The organism is Comamonas sp. MYb21, from assembly GCF_037479395.1.
Taxonomy (GTDB): Bacteria; Pseudomonadota; Gammaproteobacteria; order Burkholderiales; family Burkholderiaceae_C; genus Comamonas.
Window position 1 is genome coordinate 215,824 of sequence record NZ_JBBGZC010000011.1, and the last position, 20,896, is coordinate 236,719.

The following is a 20,896-nucleotide window of genomic DNA, read 5'->3' on the forward strand; positions in this document are numbered from 1 at the left end:
GCCGTTTTTGGCACAAAAAAGCCCGCGCGTGCGGGCTTTGTCTAAAGCGTTGGGGAGGCCGCTCAGCCTTGTGCCGCCAGGAACTCTACCACTTGCAGCACGTTGCTCATCGAGCCGGCACGGGTGCCGTCGGTGTAGTACTTGCCCGCCACGCCCAGCGATGGAACGCCTTCGACGCCGTAGGACTCTTGCAGCTGGGTGGCCTTGCGCACCTGGCCTGCGACGCTGAAGGAGTTGTAGGCTTCCTTGAACTTGGCCAGGTCCACGCCGTTCTTGTCCATCCAGGCAAAGATCTCGTCGTCCTTGTTCAGGCGTTGGCGCTCCACGTGGATCGCACGGAAAACCTTGACATGCACGTCAGGGATCAGGCCCATCGACTCCAGCGCAAAGTAGATCTTTTGCTGGGGCACAAAGGTGTTGTTGAAGGCCACGGGCACGCGGCGGATCTGCAGGTTCTTGGGGGCAGTCTTGGCCCAGGCTTCAAACTGCGGCTCGAAGGCATTGCAGTGGGGGCAGCTGTACCAGAAGAACTCGATCACCTCGACCTTGCCAGCGGGCGCATCGGGGGTGACGGGCTTGGCCAGCTTCAGGTAGTCCTTGCCTTCCTTGAACTTGGCCTGTGCGTTGGCGCCAGTAGCGAAAGGCAGGCTCAGCGCGGAAGCGGCAGTAGCGGAAGCCGCCAAAGTGGAAAACTCACGACGTTTCATGTTTTGTTAACTCCAGTGACAAGTTGCGGTTAGGAGTGTCCTGCACCGCCAAAAGTTCAACGCTGTACGCGGACGATTTGCGCATCCACGCCGGCGCCATCGAGCTTGCCTTTGAGGCCATCGGCATCATCGCGCTTGTTGAATGGGCCCACGCGCACCCGGTATACCGTGCGGCCATTGACTTCGCGCTCGCTCACACGCGCTTCCCAGCCCATCATCGCCAGCTTGGCGCGTTGTGCATCGCCATCGGACTGGCTGCGAAAAGCGCCGGCCTGCACAAAGTACTGGAAGCCGTCGGTGCCATCGGCACTGCGCGACTTGGCCAGATCGCCCAGCGGATCGGCGCCCTGGCCGGCCTTGGGATCGAGCTTGGCGACCTGGGTCTTGTCTGCTGGCTTGTCGGCAGGCTTGGCCGGATCGGGCAGCACCACCTCGGGCTTGGCGGGCTTGTTTTCCACCGGCGGGGTGGCGTTGTCAGCCACGGTGCGCGGCGGCTCTGGCACCACCACGCCCTGCGCGGCCGGCGCCACAGCCGCTGGTGCCCGCGCGGGGTTCTTGCCATAGAGCGGCGAGTTCGGGTCCCAGTTCTGGTTGCGCTGCGCCTCGGCCTTGTCCTTGGCCTCGCCCTTGACGCCACCTTTGTTGACAAACGGCACCGGCACATTGGTGACGTACACGGCCACGGCCAAGGCCGCGCCCACGCCCACCAGCAGCCCCAGGATCAGGCCCAGGATGGTTCCACCACGTTGATGTCGTCGCATTGCAGTTATTACCTTTGTTCGCAAAATCACATGCGCTCTGGTGCACTCACACCCAGCACGGCCAGGCCATTGCGCAGCACCTGCGCGACCGCTGCCACGAGTGCCAGACGGGCCAGTTTGGTGGCTTCGTCATCCACCAAGATACGCTCTGCATCATAGTAGCTGTGGTAGGCCGAGGCCAGGTCACGCAGATAGAACGTAACATCGTGCGGCGCATTGCCAGCGGCGGCGTTGCTCAGCATCTCGGGGTACTGGGCCAGCATCTGCATCAGTGCCTGGGCCTGCGGGCCCTGCAGCGCGCCCAGGTCGATGCCGCTCAGCGCAGGCAGGCCAGCGCCGCCCTGCTCCTGCCAGCCGCGCAGCACCGAGCAGATGCGCGCATGGGCGTACTGCACGTAGAACACCGGGTTGTCGTTGTTCTGGGCCACGGCCAGGTCGACGTCGAAGGTGTACTCGGTATCGGGCTTGCGCGAGAGCAGGAAAAAGCGCACCGCATCCTTGCTGGTCCACTCGATCAGGTCGCGCAAGGTGACATAGCTGCCGGCGCGCTTGCTGATCTTGACTTCTTCACCACCGCGCACCACGCGCACCATGGTGTGCAGCACATAGTCGGGGTAGCCCTGGGGGATGCCGACATTGACGGCCTGCAGACCGGCGCGCACGCGGGCGATGGTGCCGTGGTGGTCCGTGCCCTGGATGTTGACGGCCTTGCCGTAGCCGCGCAGGAACTTTTGCGTATGGTAGGCCACATCGGGCAGGAAGTAGGTGTAGGTGCCATCGGACTTGCGCATCACGCGGTCCTTGTCGTCACCAAAGTCGGTGGTGCGCAGCCACAACGCGCCATCTTGCTCATAGGTGTGGCCGCTGGCGATCAGGCGCTTGACGGTCTCGTCCACATGGCCGTTCTGGTACAGGCTCGACTCGAGGTAGTACTCGTCAAACTTGAGGTTGAAGGCCTGCAGATCCTTGTCCTGCTCGTTGCGCAGGTAGGCCACCGCAAAGTTGCGGATGTTGTCGTAGTCCTCGACATCGCCATTGGCGGTGAACGCACGGTCATCGGCCTCGATGGTCTGCTTGGCGAGGAACGCCTGGGCAATATCGCCAATGTAGTCGCCGTTGTAGAAGTTCTTGGCCAGCGGGTTCTCGCTGTCGGTGGGCCAGCAGTCGTCACCGGGCTTGAAGCCCTTGGCACGCAGCTGGGTGCTCTTGGTCAAGGTGTCGATCTGCACGCCCGCGTCGTTGTAGTAGAACTCGCGGTGCACGGACCAGCCCTGGCTGCCATAGAGGTTGCAGATCGCATCGCCCAGCGCGGCCTGGCGGCCATGGCCCACGTGCAGCGGACCGGTGGGGTTGGCCGAGACAAACTCGACAATGATCTTTTCATCGCGCTGGGGCTGCATGCCAAAGCGCTCGCCCTGGGCCAGCACTTCCTGCACCACCTGCTGCTTGGCAGCGGGCTTGAGGCGCAGGTTCAAAAAGCCGGGACCGGCGATCTCGACCGCTTCCACCCATTGCGCAAAGGCGGGCGCTGCCTCCAGTGCGGCCTTGAGCTGCTCGCCCAGTGCGCGGGGATTGGCCTTGAGCGGCTTGGCCAGCTGCATCGCGGCGGTCACGGCATAGTCGCCGTGGGCGGCCACCTTGGGCGTTTCAAAGGCCGCACGGCTACCTGCGCCAGGCGACAATTTCTCGAGCTCGGCAGCAAGCACTGCGAGCAAATCTTTTTTGACTTGCAACATATTTGAAACTTAGACGAAGCAGTTACCAGCGCCAGGCCGGTTTACCAGCCCCGGGCATAAAACACGGCGACGGCGGCGATCACGGGAATCAGATGGGCTTGCCACATGACCCATTTACGCGTGGCGCGCACCTCGGCGTCCCCGGGCAAAGCGCCATTGTCGCGCAATTGCCGTAACCAGCGGCGGAACACGGCTGTCGGCTTGAACGACAGCACCACGCCGACGACGACCAAGGTCATCTTCAGGTGAAACAGCGGCTGGCTGACATACCAGGTCACGCCCTTGGCGCCCAGAAACAGGCGCAGCAGGCCGGTGGCCAGCACCGCCAGCGCGGCAAAGGCGTAGATCAGATCGAGGCGCGCCAGGCGCTGCACCACGGCCCCATTCATCCACTCGGCGCGGCACAGCGCCGCCTCGCTGGAGAGAAAAACCACCATGGTCAACAAGGCCAGCAGGTGCAGGCAGGCCAGAACAGCTTCCAAAGTCATCGTGTTACTCCATCTTTTTCCAGAAATCGGCTCGTTCGTAGTGCTGCTTGACGAAATCGATCCACAGCCGCACCCGCAGCGGCAGGTGCTTGCGCTGCTGGAACATCACATAGATGCCGTTGGGCGGCGCGGCAAAGTCCTCCAGCACCTCGACCAGGCGGCCGGCGGCAATCTCGGACTCGACCTCCCAGGTGCTGCGCCAAGCAATGCCCCAGCCTTGCTGGCACCAGTCGTGCAGCACCTGGCCGTCCGAGCAATCGAGCGGGCCGCCGGGCTTGAGGTAGACCACCTCGCTGGCGCCAGTGGCTGCCGGCATGCGAAACGCCCAGCCCCGCGTCTGCGAGGCCTCGCTCGACAAGGTCAGGCAGTCATGCTGGCTCAGCTCGCTGGGGTGGCGCGGAATGCCCCGGCGGCGCAGGTACTCGGGCGTGGCCACGCACAGGCGCCGGTTGTCCGCCACGCGCACGCTGACCAGCGAGGAATCGGGCAGGTCGCCCACGCGGATCGCGCAGTCATAGCCCTCACCGGCCAGGTCGACCAGGCGGTCGCTCAGGTTCAGCGAGATCGTCACGTCGGGGTGGCGCGCATGGTAGAGCGGCAGCAGCGGCGCCACATGGCGGCGCCCAAAGCCGGCCGGCGCGGTCACGCGCAGATGGCCTGTGGCCTTGATGCCGCCGGCGCTGACGCTGGCCTCGACACTGGCCAGCTCGGCCAGCAGGCGCTGGCAGTCTTCCAGAAAGGCCGCGCCCTCGTAGGTCAGGGTGAGCTTGCGGGTGGTGCGCACCAGCAGCTTGACACCCAGGCGCTCCTCCAGCGCATCGAGCCGGCGGCCCATGATGGCCGGGGCCACGCCTTCGGCCTTGGCAGCGGCCGTGAGGCTGCCGCGCGAGGCGATGGCGACAAATGATTCGAGCTGCTTGAGGCGATCCATACCAGACAGAACACAGAAAATACGCAAAGCCCGCTGGCCGCCGCTTGTGCGACGCGCTGGCAGGGCCACAGCCTATTATCATCGGGGCTCCGGCCTGGCGGGCGCATGAAAGCGCACATCCCGCTGCGACATCATTGACAGCCGCTCTTTTCCTGCGCCCCCGCTCCTATGCCGCCAGCTTCAACGCCGCCCACCAGCACCCCCTCCAGCGCCGACGCCCTCTGGTACGCCCCCGCCCAGCTGCTGCGCCTGTTTGGCAGCAGCCCCGTTGCCATGGCCTACTGGGGCCGTGACCAGCGCCTGCGCCTGGCCACACCGCAGTGGTGCGAATGGTTTGGCGTGCCCACGACCGGCATCGTCGGCCAACTGCTCGACGAAGCGCTGCCGCCCGACTTTGCCCAGCAGCACCACGACGCGCTGCAGGCCGCCGCCCAGGGCCTGCGCCAGCAGTTCGACACGCGCAAGACCGATGCCCATGGCCATGTCGCCTGGCGCCGCATCAGCCTCTCACCCCACCTCTGGCCCGGGCCGGCAGGCAACAAAACCGCCCAGGGCGTGCTGATGCTGATGCAGGACTGCAGCGCCGAATACGCCAACGCGGCGCAAACCGACGACCTGCGCGCGCAGCTGGCCGCTCTCTCGTCCACCGATCTGGAGCGCACCGAAGAGAAAAGCGAGCTGCTCAAGCTGCGCACCTTGCTGGACTGGCGCACCGCCATGCTCACCGAGCACAGCGAAATGCTGCAGCTGCTCTCGCATGAGATCCGCCAGCCGCTCAACAACGCTTCGGCCGCGATGCAGGCCACCATGTCGGCCATTGCCGAGCTGCAGCTGAGCCAGACCACCCCGGCCACCAAGGCCTTGCTGCGCGCCGAGCATGTGCTCCAGCAGGTCATCGGCACCCTGGACAACACCTTGGCGGCCGGCACCATTCTTGCCGTGGGCGGGCGCGCTGGCGCCTCGTCCGATACCGACCTGCCGACCCTCGTCAACCTGGTGCTGCACGACATCGCTGCCGATGCCCGCCCGCGCATCCAGGTGGTCTGGGATGCCGAGGCGCGCACGGTGCAGCTGCACCCGGCGCTGATGCGGCTGACCATCCGCAACCTGCTCAACAATGCGCTCAACTACGCCCCGGCTGACAGCCCGGTGCTGCTGCGCCTGGCCGATTCGGACGACCCGTTGGCGCTGATCATCGAGGTGATCGACGAAGGCCCGGGCATCCCCGACAGCCTGCGCCCGCGCCTGTTCGAGAAAGGCACGCGCGGCACCGAACACCGCCACCGGGCGGGCGCGGGCCTGGGTCTGTTCATCGTGCGCTCGGTGGTGCAGTTGCACCAGGGCACCGTGCAGGCCTTGCCGCGCCAGCCAAACGGCACCATCATGCGCATTGAGTTGCCCCAAGGGCTGGACGATTAGCCAGCCAGGCGATGGCCACCGGCCGCTTGCCCCTGCAGAAGCTGGCACCGCGCTTCTCAGGACTTTTCACCGACTGCACCATTTCACGGAACCACCATGCTCCCCGCCACGCTCGCCCTGGTCGACGACGACCCCGAATACAGCGAATTTCTGGCCCAGCACTTGCGCAACCAGGGCGTTCAGGTACAGGTTTACAACGACAGCAGCGACCTGCTGGCCGACATCGAGCCCTACCGTTTTGACTTCTATGTGCTGGACCTGATGCTGCCCGGCGTCAACGGCACCGACCTGCTGCGCATTCTGCGCAAGCGCAACCAGGCGGGCGTGCTGATCGTCTCGGGCCGGCTGGGCCCCGAAGTGTTTGCCGAGGTCATCAATGCCGGCGCCGACATGTACCTGACCAAGCCGGTGACCTTCGAGCAGGTGGAGCTGGCCGTGCGCGCCGTGCACCGCCGCATCATGACCACCGCCCAGGTCGCCACGGCCTGGAAGCTCGACAGCCACCGCAGCCTGCTGCTGACCCCCGATGGCCAGAGCGTGGACCTGAGCCCCACCGACCTGATGCTGATGCAGTGTTTTCTAAAAGCCCAGGGCGCCGTCGTAGGCCGCGACCAGATCCGTGAGCTGCTGGGCTACCCGACGGCCAGCGACTCCGACAACAGCCTGCACGCCACCATCTACCGCCTGCGCCGCCGCATCGAAAAGGCCACGCCGCTGGCGGTGCCGCTGCAATCGCAGCAAAAAGTGGGCTACCAGTTCCGCGCGCCGCTGGTCTCGGCCTAGCCTGCGCAGCACGGGCGCTGCAAAAGCCAACGGGCCCATCGGGGCCCGTTGTGCGGTGGCGGCCAACGCCGCTTCGCGCGTATTTACATGCTCATGTTCGACTCGACATCGGCTACCTTGCGGCGGGCCAGCGCCAGGTTGGAGCGGGCCTTGTCCAGCACGTAGTAGACGAAGATGCCGGCCAGCTTCTGCGATGGGCGGATGATGTGGTACTGCTTGCCCAAGGTGATAAGGATGTCGTCGATGTTGTCGTTCAGGCCCAGGGCCTTCATCGTCTTCATCTTGGCGCGCACCACTTCGGTGTTGCCGGCCGCTGCCAGCTCCATGTCCACACCGCTGCCGATGCTGCCCAGCATCATGCCGCTGCTGTAGTCCACCACGGCAGCGCACAGCGCGCCGTCCATCGTCATCAAGTCGCTCAAGCTGTCGTTCAGATTTGCCATGTCGATCTCCAATCCATGTGATCTATATCAAGCACTACCACCTTATTAAGGTATAGATGATTCTAATAAGTCACTTCTGATCAGAGCAATCATTCTCTGCATGCGGCAGTCACCCAGGCAGGTGCGCCCGGCGCAGGAATCTGACATTTGGATAGCAGCCGCGCATGGGCTGGCTTGTGCCCGCCTGCAAAAACAGCGGGCAGCAGCGCGGCCCGCAACTCGTAACAAAGCGTATGTTATTTGCGACGCGACGGCGCCATGGCGGTACGCCAGGTAACAACCATGGCCGCTCAGCAGCGCTGGCGCGGCCTAGCGCGGCCCGGCCCACCCTTACATGGTCATCGCGCTTTCGACGTCGGTCACCTTGCGGCGTGCCAGCGCCAGGTTGGCGCGCTTGTTGTCGAGCACGTAGTACACAAAGATGCCGGCCAGGCGCGAGCAAGGACGGATGATGTGGTACTGCTTGCCCAGCGTGATGAGGATGTCGTCGATGTTCTCGTTCAGGCCCAGGGCCTTGATGGTCTTCATCTTGGCGCGCACCACTTCGGTGTTACCGGCAGCTGCCAGCTCCATGTCCACGCCGGTGCCGGCGCTGGCCAGCATCATGCCGCTGTTGTAGTCGACAACCGCTGCGCACAGAGCGCCTTCCAGAGACATCAGATCATTCAAGCTGTCGGTCAAATTCGCCATGGAAACACTCCTGAAAAGCGAAGGCGCGTGGAAAATTACCGCCTCCTGATGAAAATGATTGTATCTGATCATTTCTGATTTCCATCAAGCTTTGCGCGCTTTTTCTGATGGCTTGCTACTTTTGGGCAACAGCTGTGCTAGGGCGCTGCAGCGAGCCAGCGCCTACGCTGGCAGCAGCCCTGACAGAGGCTTGATATATAAATACGCTGGATCAGATCATTCAAACCATCACATCCACGCCCAGCTAACGAGGCGCTGGCAGCCGTTGATTACATCCATAAAAGTCATATATCAAAGTGTTTTTAATGGATTGATTGCCATGGTGGGTATGGAATAAAGTGTGCTGATGGGTGCTCCCGCGCACCTGCAGTTGTTAAGTATTGAAAGGTAGACACCATGACTGAACGCACCACCGTCCACGGCCTGCAAGTGGCCCAGGTTCTGTATGACTTTGTGAACACCCAGGTGCTGCCAGGCACGGGCGTGGAGCCCGCTGCGTTCTGGCAAGGTTTTGATGCCATCGTCTCTGACCTGGCGCCCAAGAACGCGGCCCTGCTGGCCGAGCGCGACCGCCTGCAGGCCGAGCTGGACAGCTGGCACAAGGCCCACCCCGGCCCGATCACCGACATGCCGGCCTACCGCCAGTTTCTGACGCAGATCGGCTACCTGGTCGAGCAGCCCAAGGACGTGAAGGCCAGCACCGAGAACGTGGACTCCGAGCTGGCCGTGCAAGCCGGCCCCCAGCTGGTGGTGCCCATTCTCAATGCCCGCTATGCACTGAATGCCGCCAACGCCCGTTGGGGTTCGCTGTATGACGCGCTCTACGGCACCGATGCCATCAGCGAAGACGGTGGCGCAGAAAAGGGCAAGGGCTACAACCCCGTGCGCGGTGCCAAGGTCGTGGCCTATGCCCGCCAGTTCCTGGACCAGGCCGCATCACTGGCCCAAGGCTCGCATGCCGATGCCACCGGCTACGCTGTTGAAGGCGGCCAGTTGGCCGTCTCCCTGAAGGACGGCAGCAAGACCGGCTTGAAGGACGCCGCCAAGTTTGTCGGCTACCAAGGTGATGCCGCCGCACCCCAATCGGTGCTGCTGAAGAACAACGGCATCCACATCGACATCATCATCAACAAGGCCACGCCCATTGGCAGCAGCGATGCCGCCGGCGTCTCCGACGTGGTGGTGGAAGCGGCGCTGTCGACGATTCTCGATCTGGAAGACTCGGTGGCGGCGGTGGATGCCGAAGACAAGGTCAACGGCTATGCCAACTGGCTGGGCATTCTCAAGGGCAGCCTGACCGAGTCCTTCGACAAGGGCGGCAAGACGGTGACCCGGGGTCTGAACGCCGACCGCGAGTACACGGGCGCCAATGGCGACCGCCTCAAGCTCCATGGCCGCTCGCTGATGTTCCTGCGCAATGTCGGCCACCTGATGACCAACCCGGCCATCCTCTGGGGCGCGGACCAGAAAGAGATCCCCGAAGGCATCATGGACGCGGTGGTGACCACGGCGATTGCCATGCACGACCTGCAGGGCAAGGGCGCCCAGGGCATCCGCAACAGCCGCACCGGCAGTGTCTATATCGTCAAGCCCAAGATGCACGGCCCGGCCGAAGCGGCCTTTGCCAACGAGCTGTTTGGCCGCGTCGAGCAGATGCTGGGGCTGCCCGCCAACACCGTCAAGCTCGGCATCATGGACGAGGAGCGCCGCACCACGGTGAACCTGAAGGCCGCGATTGCCGCAGCGCCTGCGCGCGTGGCCTTCATCAACACCGGCTTCCTGGACCGCACCGGCGATGAAATGCACACCGCCATGTACGCCGGCCCCATGGTGCGCAAGGCCGACATGAAGACCTGCGCCTGGCTGCCCGCCTATGAGAAGAGCAATGTGCTGGTGGGCCTGACCATGGGCCTGCGCGGCCGCGCCCAGATCGGCAAGGGCATGTGGGCCATGCCCGACCTGATGAAGGCCATGCTCGAGCAGAAGATTGCCCAGCCCAAGGCCGGCGCCAACACCGCCTGGGTGCCCTCGCCCACCGGCGCCACCCTGCATGCGCTGCATTACCACCAGGTCAATGTGGCCGAGGTGCAAAAGGAGCTGGAAAAGACCAGCGCCGATGCCGAGCGCGACAACCTGCTCAATGCCATCTTGCAGGTGCCCGTGGCCGCCAACCCGAACTGGAGCGACGCCGACAAGCAGCAGGAAGTGGACAACAACGTCCAGGGCATCCTCGGCTATGTGGTGCGCTGGATCGACCAGGGCGTGGGCTGCTCCAAGGTGCCCGACATCCACAACGTGGGCCTGATGGAAGACCGCGCCACCCTGCGCATCTCCAGCCAGCACATCGCCAACTGGCTGCAGCACGGCATCGTGACCGAGGCGATGGTGCGCGACAGCTTCGCCCGCATGGCCAAGGTGGTCGATGGCCAGAATGCTGGCGATGCGGCTTACAAGAGCCTGGTGGCCAACCCCCAGGGCGCCGCCTTCCAGGCCGCGCTGGACCTGGTGTTCAAGGGCAAGGAACAGCCCTCGGGTTACACCGAGCCATTGCTGCACGCCTGGCGCCTGAAGGTCAAGGCCGGTGCCTGAATAGAGCTTGTGGCGCTCAGCGCCAGCGCCCAAGGTGTACCCCAGGGTAAACACCAAGAGCAGCCCCTGTGGCTGCTTTTTTTATAGCAACTCAGCTAATCCTCTTCTAAGCCTGCCCAGTTGGAGCAGGCTTTTTTACGTATTCGTAAAAACAAAGCTCAAAAGTAAAGCGAGTTGCCAATTTGCAGATCTTTGTAAAGAAATTGCCTACGCATCGATTCAGTTTATAGCCTCATATGTAATCCACTTGTTACCTGCATATTTGTTTTCTATAGGCAGTTTCAAAAAACAAAATCTGATTGCTACTAGATATTTCTTATGTCATGAAATATTCATGAATCACCCGGTTTCAACTCGTCATTTCTCCGTGCCGGACTGCAGTTAAAAACACGCCTTAGCAAGTTTTCGTCTATCGGCAAGGAGCTATTGACCATGGGCCATCAATCCATTACAGGCGCCAAGCAGGCATTCATCCAGGCACTGGCAAAACAGCGGCATCTGCTGCTGTGCGCAGGCCTGGGGCTGAGCGCCTCGGTATTCGCCCAAAACAACCAGCAGGTGGTGGTCAATGGCGGCATCGTCAATATCTCCGGCCCAGCGGCCCAGGCGGTGATGAATATCTCGTCAAACAAGAACATTCGCCAGATCCGCGGCAACAACCAGGTGACCTCGGTCAATGGCGTGGTCGCGAACATGGCCAGTTTCGGGGCCTATAGCGAATTGAATATTGCGTCGCGCAATGGCGGTGTTGGCAGTGGCAGCCAGGTGGTTTCCGTCGGTGGCCCCGTGGTCAACCAGGCCACCGGCACCGGCATGCGCAGCGTAGTGAACATTGGCGGACGGTAGCAGGGCGCCCTGCGGCCGCACGCCGATGAACGGTTCGGTTTCTCCGACAGGGGAGCTGACTGCAGAGGTGCATCACAAGGATGTGCACCATATTCTTTCAGTAACGAGGAGATTTTTATGAAGAAGTTTTTCGCAATTCTGGTGTCGGTTTCGGCTATCGCCATGTCTGCCCAGGCAGAAGTGAAGATCAAAGGCAACAACGACCAGAAGGTCACCGTGAAAAACGGCGCTGTCGCCAATATGGCCATTGGCGCTGGTGCCACTGCCACGCAAAACCTGGCGTCCAACAAGGGCAACGTCAATATCGGCGGCAATAACAAGCAGGAAGTCTCGGTCACCAATGGTGCCGTGGCCAATATGGCGATCGGCGCGATGACCAAGGCCGAGCAAAACCTCGCCTCCAACGACGGCAAGTAATCCCCGCCCCTTCATCCCCGCTGGCCACCGATTGCGTCTGGAGACCGTTCGCTGGCCGGCCCCTATCAAAAAGATCTTCTGCAGAGCATTCGTCAGCGCTATAGGATGCGGCCGCATTTCTTAGCCTGCCGACCGCTGTGCAGAGGGTCCCTCCAGGAGACTGCGCATGAAAGCCAGCTATGCCGGGGTATGGGTTCTCGCCCTGTTGTGCGCCGCCGCGCAGGCGCAGCAAAAGCCACCCGCAGGCCGCACCGGGCTCGACCCCGCCTCACGCAACAAGGTGAGCAATGCCATGGCCCGCAACTACCTGACGGAGCAGGACTCCAGATCCGCCATCGAGCGTGAAATGGTCACCGGCCCCTCGGGCAAGAACTGCAATACCAATGTGGGTGCCGCCCCCCAGATCAACGAAGGCACGGCCGGTATCGGTAACCGCTATGGGGCGGGCAATGCCGACCAGGTGACCGTCGTACGTGGCTCCGTCATCAATATCTGCAAATAAACACGATGGCTTCTGCGCCAGAGCCAGAAAACTCTGCGCAGCCACCCCGGGACGAGGGAGCCCGGCAGGACGCTGACCCCAGCGGCAGCCCCACCATCGCCATAACGAATAACCACCATGCATCTTTCATCGATTCGCCGCCTGGCGCTCGCGCCCTGCGTGCTGGCCTTGTCTGCCTGCAGCATCCAGCCCACCTTGTCCGACCGCAAGGACATCATTGAAAAGGGCATCACCGAGCAGTCGCCGCTGGTCACGCCCACCAAATCCGCATCGGCGATGCGCGAAGGCCTGGCCTGCATGGACCGCATGCTGGCGGCCGAGCAGGTGCCCTCGACCCTGGTGGCGGTCAAGAGCATCCCCGATCCCTCGGGCCTCTTTTCCACCGGCACCAAGGAGATGGTGATCACGGCGCTGTCGCGCATGTCGCGCACCAGCCAGGCCTTCCGCGTGGTCGACTATGAAGTTGATGCGCTCAAGCAGGACACCGTGCAGACGATGACCAGCCTGCTGCTCAACAACGGCCAGATCGAGCTGCGCAAGCCGCAGATCTATGTCTCGGGCGCCATCAGCTTTGGCGACAAGACGGTGGTCTCCAAGCGCAGCAGCCTGGGCGTCTCCACCGCCAATACCGACACCGGCTACAGCTGGGACTTGCTGGGCACGGTCGTGGGGCTCGACCTGCATCTGGGCGACATGAACTCCCGCACGCTCTACCCCGGTCTGGATTCGGCCAACGAGCTGGTCGTCGCCACCGGCGGCCGCTCGGTCGAGATCGGCGGGCGCGCCACCGGCCTGCCCAAGCACATCTACCGCCTGGGCGTGCAGTACGAAGTGGCTGCCGATGTGAACCAGGGCGCAGGCGCGGCCGTGCGCCTGCTCGTCGACCTGGCCACCATCGAGCTGGTGGGCAAATGGGCCAAGGTGCCGTACTGGGAATGCATCGACTACGAGCAGAACCATCCCGAATTCAAACGCCAGATGCGCACCTGGTTTGACGAGCAAGGCGCGGCCGACCGCATCACCTTGGCCCAGCGCGTGCTGCAGGCCGAAGGCGCCTGGAGCGGCCCCATCGATGGCAACGACTCCACCGCGCTGCGCAATGCGCTGGCGCTCTACCAGGCATCGCTGGACCTAACCCCGGTTGGCGTCGTCAACTTCGAGACCTATATGGGCCTGCTGCGCCTGTATGCCGGCATGTCGGCCGATGACAAGATCGCCTCCAGCTACTCGCCGCAAAGCGACGAGCTGAAGCCGCGCCCGCATGGCCTGCCGGACAACGAGCCGACCACCGACGCGTTGGCGCTGTCCTTGCTCGGCCACAAGGAGCTGGCATCGCAGCTGCCCATCGGCACCTCGGTGGTGCTGCGCGTGGCACCGGCCCGTACCGGCTTCCTCTACTGCTACTACCAGGATGCCGCCCAGGTGGTCACCCAGGTCTATCCCAACCCGCAGCAGCAGGCCGTGGTGGCCCAGGGTCGCATCGGCCTGATGGTGCCCGATGTGTCGCAGGCCAACTCCTTCCTGATCGAGACCGCCCGCCCCGGCGTGGAGCAGGTGTACTGCGCCCAGACCACCAAGCCGCTGACCGGCCGCGTGCCGGTGGCCCTGACCCAGGCCCAGCTCGCGCCGATCGAGGGCCTGACCACAATCGAAGCCGTGCAGCAGCAGATTGCTGCGCAGACCGGCGTCATCGCCCAGTCGCAGCTGCGCTGGGAGGTGGAAGGCCCCGTGGCCGCTGTTCCCGCCCAACCGGCCCCTGCCGCCGCCCCCGCACGCCGCGGCAAAACGCGATGAGGCGCCTCGCAGCAACCGGCCGCCGTGCCGGCCTCCTGGCGCTGACCGGTGGGCTGCTGCTGCAGGCCTGCGCCAGCTGGGCCGCCATCGTGCTGCCATCGGCAGGCGGCGGCGATGCCGGCGCAGCCAGCAGCAGCAGCCAGGCCCCGGCAGCGCCCGCCGCGCCGGGCGCCGCGTCGTCCATCCGCATACCGGCCCAGCGCAGTGATGCCAGCCTGCAGGCGCTGCGCAGACAGGCGCAGGAAGGCGATGTCAGCGCCCAGTTCGAGCTGGGCATGTACTACTACCAGAACGCCGGCCTGCCGCAAGCGGGCGCCCAGGCCCGCCAGTGGCTGGGCCAGGCCGCCGCCCAAGGCGATGCCCGGGCCATGGCGGCGCTGGGCTACATGCTGGGCACGGGCACCGGTGGTGTGCGGGATGTGCCCACCGGCCGCCAGTGGCTGCAGCGCGCAGCCGATGCACGCCTGGCCAAGGCCACCTACCTGCTGTCCCTGGTCGAGCGCCGGGTGACCGGCCCCAAGGCCATGCAGCAGTCGCGCTTGCTGCTGGAGCAGGCCGCGCGCGATGGCGATGCGATGGCGCTCAATGACCTGGCCGTCGAGCGCGAGCTTGAAGGGCGCATGAACGAGGCCAAGGAGCTGTACGCCCAGGCCCAGGCCGGCGGCAGCCAGACGGCGGCGCAAAACCTGGGCCGCATCGCCAGCTACCAGCGCGCCAGCACCGCCGAGCAGCTGGGCCGCCTGCGCGCCCGTGCCGACGAGGGCAATGCCAATGCGCTGCTGGAGCTGGCCTACCGCTACCACCTGGGGCGCGGTGTGCAGCGCAATTTCGCCACCGCCATCCAGTACTACCGGCGCGCCGCCGATGCTGGCTCGCCCAAGGCGCGTGAGTTTCTGGCGCTGATCTTCAGCCGCAGCAACGACAAGCAGCCGGTCATCGACGAAGCCTGGATGCAGGAGCTGGCCGCGCGCATCAATGCCGTGGCCTTGCAGGTCGAAGAAAAACACCCCAGCGCGCCGCCCGATCGCCCCCAGCGCGTGGCCGACCCGCTCTCGCAGCTGAGCCAGCAGCCCTTTGCCTGGCCCGAGCCGCCTGCCGCCGATGGCGATGCGGCGGCAGATACCAACACCCCGCCGCTCTCGCAGGAGCAGGTGGTGCCGACCGAGGGGCCTCCCTCTGCCGCGCATGCCCCAGGCATGCAGCCCTCCAACCTGAGTCACAACGCGCCACTCACCGAGTAGCGCAAGAAAGGACAAGCATGCAACAACCCACAATCAAGCAGGCCCTGGCCGTGCTGACCCTGAGCCTGGCCGCTGGCGGCGTCTGGGCGCAAGGCGCCGTCATCTCGGCCCCCGGCGTCGATGTGCGCGGCGGCAGCCAGGGTGCTTCGGTCACCGTCAATGGCTCCGTCGTCAATGCGGCCTCGGGCCGTGGCGCCGTGGCCGAGACCAATATCCCCGGCCGCAGCAGCACCGTGCACGGCGGTGCCGGTGGCGCAGCCGTCGTCGTCGAAGGCCAGGGCAAAACGTCGGCCACCATGCGCAGCCAAAAGCGCAGCAGCGGCGGCAGCAACCAAGCCCATGTGAACGCCAATATGTCGGGCTCCAACCTGCCACAGGCCAACTTTGCCGGCCATAGCTTCACCAATGTGGACCTGTCCAACTCCAACCTGCAGGGCGCCAACTTCCAGGGCGCCGAGCTGGTCAATGTCAGCCTGGACAACTCCAACCTGGCCGGCGCCAACCTGACGGGCGCGACCCTGGTCAATGTGTCGATGGAAGGTGCATTGACCACCGGCGCGATCTGGACCAACGGCCAGCGCCGTTAAGGAAAACGGCAACCCTTCTAGCCCCCAGGCCGCCGGCCAGCCATTACCATGCGCGAATGATACAAATAAATGTCATTCGCACTGACGGCTGGCTGCCCGGCCTGTTGGGCTTGGCGCTGCTGGCCGGTTGCGCCAGCCAGGCGCCGCAAAACTCCGCCTCGGCCAACGCCGAGTTGGACCGGTCGACCATGTCACTGGCCGAAGCGCCCGATGTGCTGCTGCTGGGCGAGCAGCATGATGCCGCCGCGCACCAAGCCTGGCAGCAGGCCACGGTGGCCCATTGGGCGGCACGGCGGCAATTGGCCGCTGTCGTGCTGGAGATGGCCGACGCCGGCCACAGCACCCAGGGCCTGGCCCCCAGCGCCAGCGAAGCCCAGGTGCAGCAGGCGCTGGCCTGGAATGACAAGGGCTGGCCTTGGCGCCACTACGGCCCGGCGGTGATGGCGGCGGTGCAGGCGGGGGTGCCCGTGCTGGGCGGCAATCTGCCGCGTGCGCAGATGCGCGATGTGATGCAGCAAACGCGCTGGGACAGCCACCTGCCCGCTGCTGCATGGCAGCGCCAGCTCGATGCGATTGCCGACGGCCACTGCGGCCTGCTGCCCGACACCCAACTGGCCCCGATGGCGCGCATCCAGCTGGCCAAGGACGACAGCATGGCCCAGGCCGCCACCGCCCAACTGCAGCCAGGCAAGACGGTGCTGCTGATCGCCGGGCGCGGCCATGTGCTGCGCAGCATCGGCATTCCGACCTGGCTGCCTGCAGGCACCCGATCGGTGGTGGCCATTGGCCAGGCGGGCAGCCAGGCCCAGGCCGATGCGGCCGACCGCGACTGGGTGCACAGCACCCCGGCGCTGCCGGCCCAGGACCACTGCGCCGCGCTACGCGAGAAGTGGAAAAAGTAAGGCTTCAGGTCACGGGGGCGGGGTTGAACAGCACCAGCGCATTGTGCAGCTGCCACTCTTCCGCCCAGGTCTTCTTGCGGCCACTGGCCACCTCCAGCATCAGGCGGAACATCTCCCAGCCCATCTCCTCGATGCTCGCTTCGCCATCGGCAATGCGCCCGGCGTTCACATCCATCAGGTCATGCCAGCGGCGTGCCAGATCGCTGCGCGTGGCCACCTTGATCACAGGCACCTGCGCCAGCCCATACGGCGTGCCGCGCCCGGTGGTGAACACATGCAGGTTCATGCCGGCGGCCAGCTGCAAGGTGCCGCAGATAAAGTCGCTCGCGGGCGTGGCCGCATAGACCAGGCCGCGCTGGATGCCGCGTTCGGCCAGCCGTTGGCCGGGCGAGAGCACGCCGGTGATGGGCGCCGTGCCGCTCTTGATGATTGAGCCCATGGCCTTTTCCACGATGTTGGACAGGCCGCCCTTCTTGTTGCCCGGCGTGGTGTTGGCGCTGCGGTCCACCTTGCCCTTGTCCAGGTAGGCGTCGTACCAGGCCATCTCGTCGATCATCGCCTGGGCCACCTCGGGGGTTGAGGCGCGCGAGGTCAGCTGGTCAATGCCATCGCGCACCTCGGTCACTTCGCTGAACATCACGGTGGCCCCTGCGCGCACCAGCAGATCGGTGCAAAAGCCAACGGCCGGGTTGGCGGTGACGCCGCTGAAGGCATCACTGCCGCCGCACTGCACGCCCACGACCAGCGCACTGGCTGGCACGGTCTCGCGCCGGCGCTGGTTCAGCCGCGCCAGGTGCGCCTCGGCCCGGGTCATGATCGACTGCACCATCGACATAAAGCCCACATGGGCCTCGTCCTGCAGGCAGACCACATCGAGCTCGGGCGCGCGCTCATCGGTGATGGGGAAGGAGCCCGGTGGCAGCAGGCGCTCGGGCTGCAGCTTTTCGCAGCCCAGGCTGACGACCATCACCTCGCCGCCAAAGTTCGGGTTGTGGCTGATGTTGCGCAAGGTGCGCTGCGGGATCTCGGCGCCCACCGCATCAATCGCCACACCGCAGCCATAGCTGTGCTCCAGCCCGACGACATCGTCGACCTGCGGGTAGCGCGGCAGCAGCTCGGCCTTGATGCGGCGCACCGCAAAATCCAGCACGCCCGCCACGCACTGCACCGTGGTGGTGATGGCCAGGATATTGCGGGTGCCCACCGTGCCATCGGCATTGCGGTAGCCCTCAAAGGTATAGCCCTCCAGTGGCGGCAGATCGGGCGCGGTCACCGTGGCGATCGGCAGGCCTTCGAGCGAGCGGGCCTCGGGCATCTGCAGCAGGCGCTCATGCACCCAGCTGCCCGCGGCAATGGCCTGGCGCGCATAGCCGATCACCACGTTGTAGCGGCGCACGGCCTCGCCTTCTGCCAGGTCCACCAAGGCGACCTTGTGGGCCTGCGGCACCTGCTCGACCAGGCGCAGGCCCGAGGGCAGCACCGTGCCGGCCGGCAGCCCGCCGTCATTGGCGATGATCGCGACGTTGTCCGCCGCATGCATGGAAATCGAAAGTGGGGTCGTTCTGGCTTGTGTCATGGCAAATACTCTCTACGGCGGTGCTCCGGCAGCGTAGCGCATGCGCGCTGCCGGCCCGCCTGGCACCTGTCGCTTTGCGCGACAGGGCCGCACGCAAACGCTCAATCGGCCTTGATACCGGCGGCCTGGATCACCTGCGCCCATTTGGCCACCTCGGCCTTCTGGAACTCGGCCAGCTCGGCCGGCGTCATCGTCGAGGGCTGCATGCCAAAGGCCTTCAGGCGGGCCTGTACCTCGGGCGTGGCGACGATCTTCATGATCTCGGCATGCAGGCGGTCCACCACCGGCTTGGGCGTACCCGCAGGCGCAAACACTGCCTGCCAGGAGCCCATGTCGAAGCCCTTTTCACCGGCTTCGGCAATGGTGGGCACATCGGGCAGCGATTCCAGGCGCTTGGAGCTGGTCACCGCAATCGGGCGCAGCTTGCCGGCCTGGATATGCGGGCCGACCACCAGGGCCGTGTCAAACATCATGTCCACCTGGCCGCCGATGACATCCTGCACCGCCGGGCCGCTGCCCTTGTAGGGCACATGGGTGAACTTGACCCCCGTCTGGTAGGCCAGCAGTTCCAGCGCCATGTGGTTGGAGGTGCCGCTACCGGGCGACGCCGAGGTCAGCCCGCCGCTGGAGGCCTTGGCCTTGCTACCGGCCATCACATCGGCCAGGGTCTTGAAGGGGCTGGAGGCGGGCACCACCAGCACCAGCGGGCCCGAGCCCAGCATCGCGACCGGCGTGAAGGACTTGACCGGGTCGTAGTCGAGCTTGGAATACAGGCTGATATTGATCGCATGCGAGCTGATGGTGCCGCCCAGGATGGTGTAGCCATCGGGCGCGGCGCGCGCGGCCAGGGCCGAGCCCACGCTGCCGCCGGCCCCGCCCTTGTTCTCGATGATCATCGGCGTGCCCAGCGCCTTGCCCAGCGGCTGGGCGATCACACGTGCCAGGGTGTCGGTATTGCCGCCGGGCGGAAACGGCACCAGGTAGGTGATGGATTTGCCGGTGGGCCAGCTGCTTTGCGCCAGCGCGGAGCTGCTGGCCAGGCCGGCGCCCAGCATCAGGGCGCTGGCCGCGAGCGAGCTTTGGATCAGGGTTCTGCGTTGCATGGATGTCTCCTTGGTTTGTAATCGTCGAAAGCAATGAACTCGGTGGGGATCAAAAACGCGGCTGCTTGCCGTCAAAGCTGGGGTCGTACTTGCGCATCTGGCCCAGGTCATCGCGGTTGCGGATGCCGCAGTGCAGGTAGTTGTCATGCAGGCGCGCCAGCGCATTGCGGTCCAGGCGTACGCCCAGGCCTGGCGTTGTCGGCACGCGCAGGCTGCCCGCTTCAAACTGCAGGCGCCCACCTTCGATGACCTCCTCGTCCTGCCAGGGGTAGTGGGTGTCGCAGGCATAGGTGAGCAAGGGCACGCTGGCGCAGAGATGTGTCATCGCCACCAGGCTGATGCCCAGGTGCGAGTTGCTGTGCATCGACAGGCCCAGGTCAAAGGTGCGGCACAGGGTGGACAGGCGCTGCGTCGCACGCAGGCCGCCCCAGTAGTGGTGGTCGCTCAGCAAAATCTTCACTGGGCAGCCCATCTCGGCATTGCGCCGGAACTCGGCAAAATCAGTCACCACCATATTGGTGGCCAGCGGCACCTCGCAGGCGCGGGCCACGGCCGCCATGCCGTCCAGCCCGGGCGCCGGGTCTTCGTAGTACTCCAGCACACCGCGCAGCTTGTCGACAATGCGCAGGCTGGTCTCCACCGTCCAGTTGGCATTCGGATCGATGCGCAAAGGCAGGCCGGGAAAGGCCTCGGCCAAGGCCAGAATGCCGGCGGCCTCCTCATCGGGCGGCAAGGCCCCGGCCTTGAGCTTGATGCTTTGGAAGCCGTACTGGCCAATCATGCGCTGCGCCTGCGCCACCAGCTGCTGCGGTGTCAGCGCCTCGCCCCAGGCATCGGGTGCATAGGGCTGGCCGGCATGCTCGGCGTACTTGTAGAACAGGTAGGCCGAGAACGGCACGCTGCTGCGCGCCGCGCCCCCCAGCAGATCGACCACCGGCGCATTCGCCATCTGGCCTTGCAGATCGAGCATGGCCACCTCAAAAGCACTGACCACCTTGGCCACCGTTTTGGATACATGGGTGCCCGGCGCGAGCGACACCTGCTGGCCCAGAAACTCCGAGGCCGTCTGCACCGGTGGCGCCACCAGCGCCGCCACCCGCTGCTCCATCTCGTTGAGCGCCCAGGGCGACAGCCCCACCAAGGCCGGTGCCGCCTTGGCCAGTGCATCGAGCATGGGCTGGTCGCCATAGCTCTCGTTGATCCCCACCAGGCCCGAGGCGGTCTCGATTTCGATGATGGAGCGCAGCGCCCAGGGCTCGTGGATGCCGGCAGCGTTGAGCAGCGGCGGATCGCGGAAGGCAATCGGCGTGATGCGGAGTTGGCGAATGGCGTGTGAGGTACTCATCGTGAAAGCGCAGAAAAAAGCAGAAGGGGTGAAGGC

Annotated in this window: 20 protein-coding genes; 10 read left to right on the forward strand and 10 right to left on the reverse strand. The window is 65.0% G+C overall.

The window, feature by feature from the left end:
• Positions 1-62 precede the first annotated feature (62 nt).
• Genes WH367_RS17860 through WH367_RS17880 form a run of 5 tightly spaced genes read right to left on the reverse strand, consistent with a single transcriptional unit; the run spans position 63 to position 4,623 of the window.
• Positions 63-707, reverse strand: coding sequence for a thiol:disulfide interchange protein DsbA/DsbL (locus WH367_RS17860; protein ID WP_021025053.1), 645 nt, complete (start codon positions 705-707; stop codon positions 63-65).
• 56 nt (positions 708-763) lie between these two features.
• Positions 764-1,468 carry an SPOR domain-containing protein gene (locus tag WH367_RS17865; protein ID WP_021025054.1) on the reverse strand — a complete coding sequence of 235 codons (705 nt, stop codon included), beginning with the start codon at positions 1,466-1,468 and terminating at the stop codon, positions 764-766.
• 26 nt (positions 1,469-1,494) lie between these two features.
• Positions 1,495-3,204 carry an arginine--tRNA ligase gene (gene argS, locus WH367_RS17870; RefSeq protein WP_339537086.1) on the reverse strand — a complete coding sequence of 570 codons (1,710 nt, stop codon included), beginning with the start codon at positions 3,202-3,204 and terminating at the stop codon, positions 1,495-1,497.
• A 41-nt stretch (positions 3,205-3,245) separates the two neighbouring features.
• A complete protein-coding gene (locus tag WH367_RS17875; protein ID WP_021025056.1) occupies positions 3,246-3,692 on the reverse strand; it encodes a DUF2214 family protein in 447 nt (148 codons plus the stop codon).
• 4 nt (positions 3,693-3,696) lie between these two features.
• On the reverse strand, positions 3,697-4,623 hold the full coding sequence (locus WH367_RS17880) for a LysR family transcriptional regulator (protein WP_021025057.1): 927 nt from the start codon (positions 4,621-4,623) through the stop codon (positions 3,697-3,699).
• 168 nt (positions 4,624-4,791) lie between these two features.
• Here WH367_RS17880 and WH367_RS17885 point away from each other — a divergent pair, with 168 nt between their 5' ends.
• Positions 4,792-6,042, forward strand: coding sequence for a sensor histidine kinase (locus tag WH367_RS17885; RefSeq protein WP_021025058.1), 1,251 nt, complete (start codon positions 4,792-4,794; stop codon positions 6,040-6,042).
• A 96-nt stretch (positions 6,043-6,138) separates the two neighbouring features.
• Entirely contained in the window at positions 6,139-6,825 is a 687-nt protein-coding gene (locus tag WH367_RS17890) for a response regulator transcription factor (RefSeq protein ID WP_312990243.1), read from the forward strand.
• An 83-nt stretch (positions 6,826-6,908) separates the two neighbouring features.
• Here WH367_RS17890 and WH367_RS17895 read toward each other — a convergent pair whose 3' ends face one another.
• Both WH367_RS17895 and WH367_RS17900 read right to left on the reverse strand, forming a co-directional pair.
• A complete protein-coding gene (locus WH367_RS17895) occupies positions 6,909-7,268 on the reverse strand; it encodes a hypothetical protein (protein WP_339537087.1) in 360 nt (119 codons plus the stop codon).
• A 330-nt stretch (positions 7,269-7,598) separates the two neighbouring features.
• Positions 7,599-7,958, reverse strand: coding sequence for a hypothetical protein (locus tag WH367_RS17900; RefSeq protein WP_021025061.1), 360 nt, complete (start codon positions 7,956-7,958; stop codon positions 7,599-7,601).
• Positions 7,959-8,354: 396 nt separating this feature from the next.
• Between WH367_RS17900 and WH367_RS17905 the strand changes: the two genes are divergently transcribed.
• The 8 genes from WH367_RS17905 (at position 8,355) to WH367_RS17940 (ending at position 16,836) form a co-directional block, all read left to right on the forward strand.
• Positions 8,355-10,547 carry a malate synthase G gene (locus tag WH367_RS17905; RefSeq protein ID WP_339537088.1) on the forward strand — a complete coding sequence of 731 codons (2,193 nt, stop codon included), beginning with the start codon at positions 8,355-8,357 and terminating at the stop codon, positions 10,545-10,547.
• 432 nt (positions 10,548-10,979) lie between these two features.
• On the forward strand, positions 10,980-11,393 hold the full coding sequence (locus WH367_RS17910; protein ID WP_148293011.1) for a hypothetical protein: 414 nt from the start codon (positions 10,980-10,982) through the stop codon (positions 11,391-11,393).
• 117 nt (positions 11,394-11,510) lie between these two features.
• Positions 11,511-11,810: a hypothetical protein gene (locus tag WH367_RS17915; RefSeq protein ID WP_021025064.1), complete on the forward strand. Its 300-nt coding sequence runs from the start codon at positions 11,511-11,513 to the stop codon at positions 11,808-11,810.
• Between the two features lie 166 nt (positions 11,811-11,976).
• On the forward strand, positions 11,977-12,312 hold the full coding sequence (locus WH367_RS17920; RefSeq protein ID WP_021025065.1) for a hypothetical protein: 336 nt from the start codon (positions 11,977-11,979) through the stop codon (positions 12,310-12,312).
• A gap of 117 nt (positions 12,313-12,429) precedes the next feature.
• Entirely contained in the window at positions 12,430-14,106 is a 1,677-nt protein-coding gene (locus tag WH367_RS17925; RefSeq protein WP_339537089.1) for a DUF4384 domain-containing protein, read from the forward strand.
• Positions 14,103-15,347, forward strand: a complete 1,245-nt coding sequence (locus WH367_RS17930; protein WP_339537090.1) for a tetratricopeptide repeat protein — start codon at positions 14,103-14,105, stop codon at positions 15,345-15,347. The genes WH367_RS17925 and WH367_RS17930 overlap by 4 nt, the downstream gene beginning before the upstream one ends.
• Before the next feature lie 17 nt (positions 15,348-15,364).
• On the forward strand, positions 15,365-15,934 hold the full coding sequence (locus WH367_RS17935; protein ID WP_339521103.1) for a pentapeptide repeat-containing protein: 570 nt from the start codon (positions 15,365-15,367) through the stop codon (positions 15,932-15,934).
• A gap of 56 nt (positions 15,935-15,990) precedes the next feature.
• Positions 15,991-16,836 carry a ChaN family lipoprotein gene (locus tag WH367_RS17940; protein WP_339537091.1) on the forward strand — a complete coding sequence of 282 codons (846 nt, stop codon included), beginning with the start codon at positions 15,991-15,993 and terminating at the stop codon, positions 16,834-16,836.
• 4 nt (positions 16,837-16,840) lie between these two features.
• Here the strand turns inward: WH367_RS17940 and garD are convergent, their stop codons facing one another.
• The 3 genes from garD to WH367_RS17955 form a co-directional block, all read right to left on the reverse strand.
• On the reverse strand, positions 16,841-18,412 hold the full coding sequence (garD, locus tag WH367_RS17945; RefSeq protein ID WP_339537092.1) for a galactarate dehydratase: 1,572 nt from the start codon (positions 18,410-18,412) through the stop codon (positions 16,841-16,843).
• Between the two features lie 101 nt (positions 18,413-18,513).
• A complete protein-coding gene (locus tag WH367_RS17950) occupies positions 18,514-19,515 on the reverse strand; it encodes a Bug family tripartite tricarboxylate transporter substrate binding protein (RefSeq protein WP_339537093.1) in 1,002 nt (333 codons plus the stop codon).
• 49 nt (positions 19,516-19,564) lie between these two features.
• Positions 19,565-20,860: a glucarate dehydratase family protein gene (locus WH367_RS17955; RefSeq protein ID WP_339537094.1), complete on the reverse strand. Its 1,296-nt coding sequence runs from the start codon at positions 20,858-20,860 to the stop codon at positions 19,565-19,567.
• Positions 20,861-20,896: the final 36 nt, after the last annotated feature.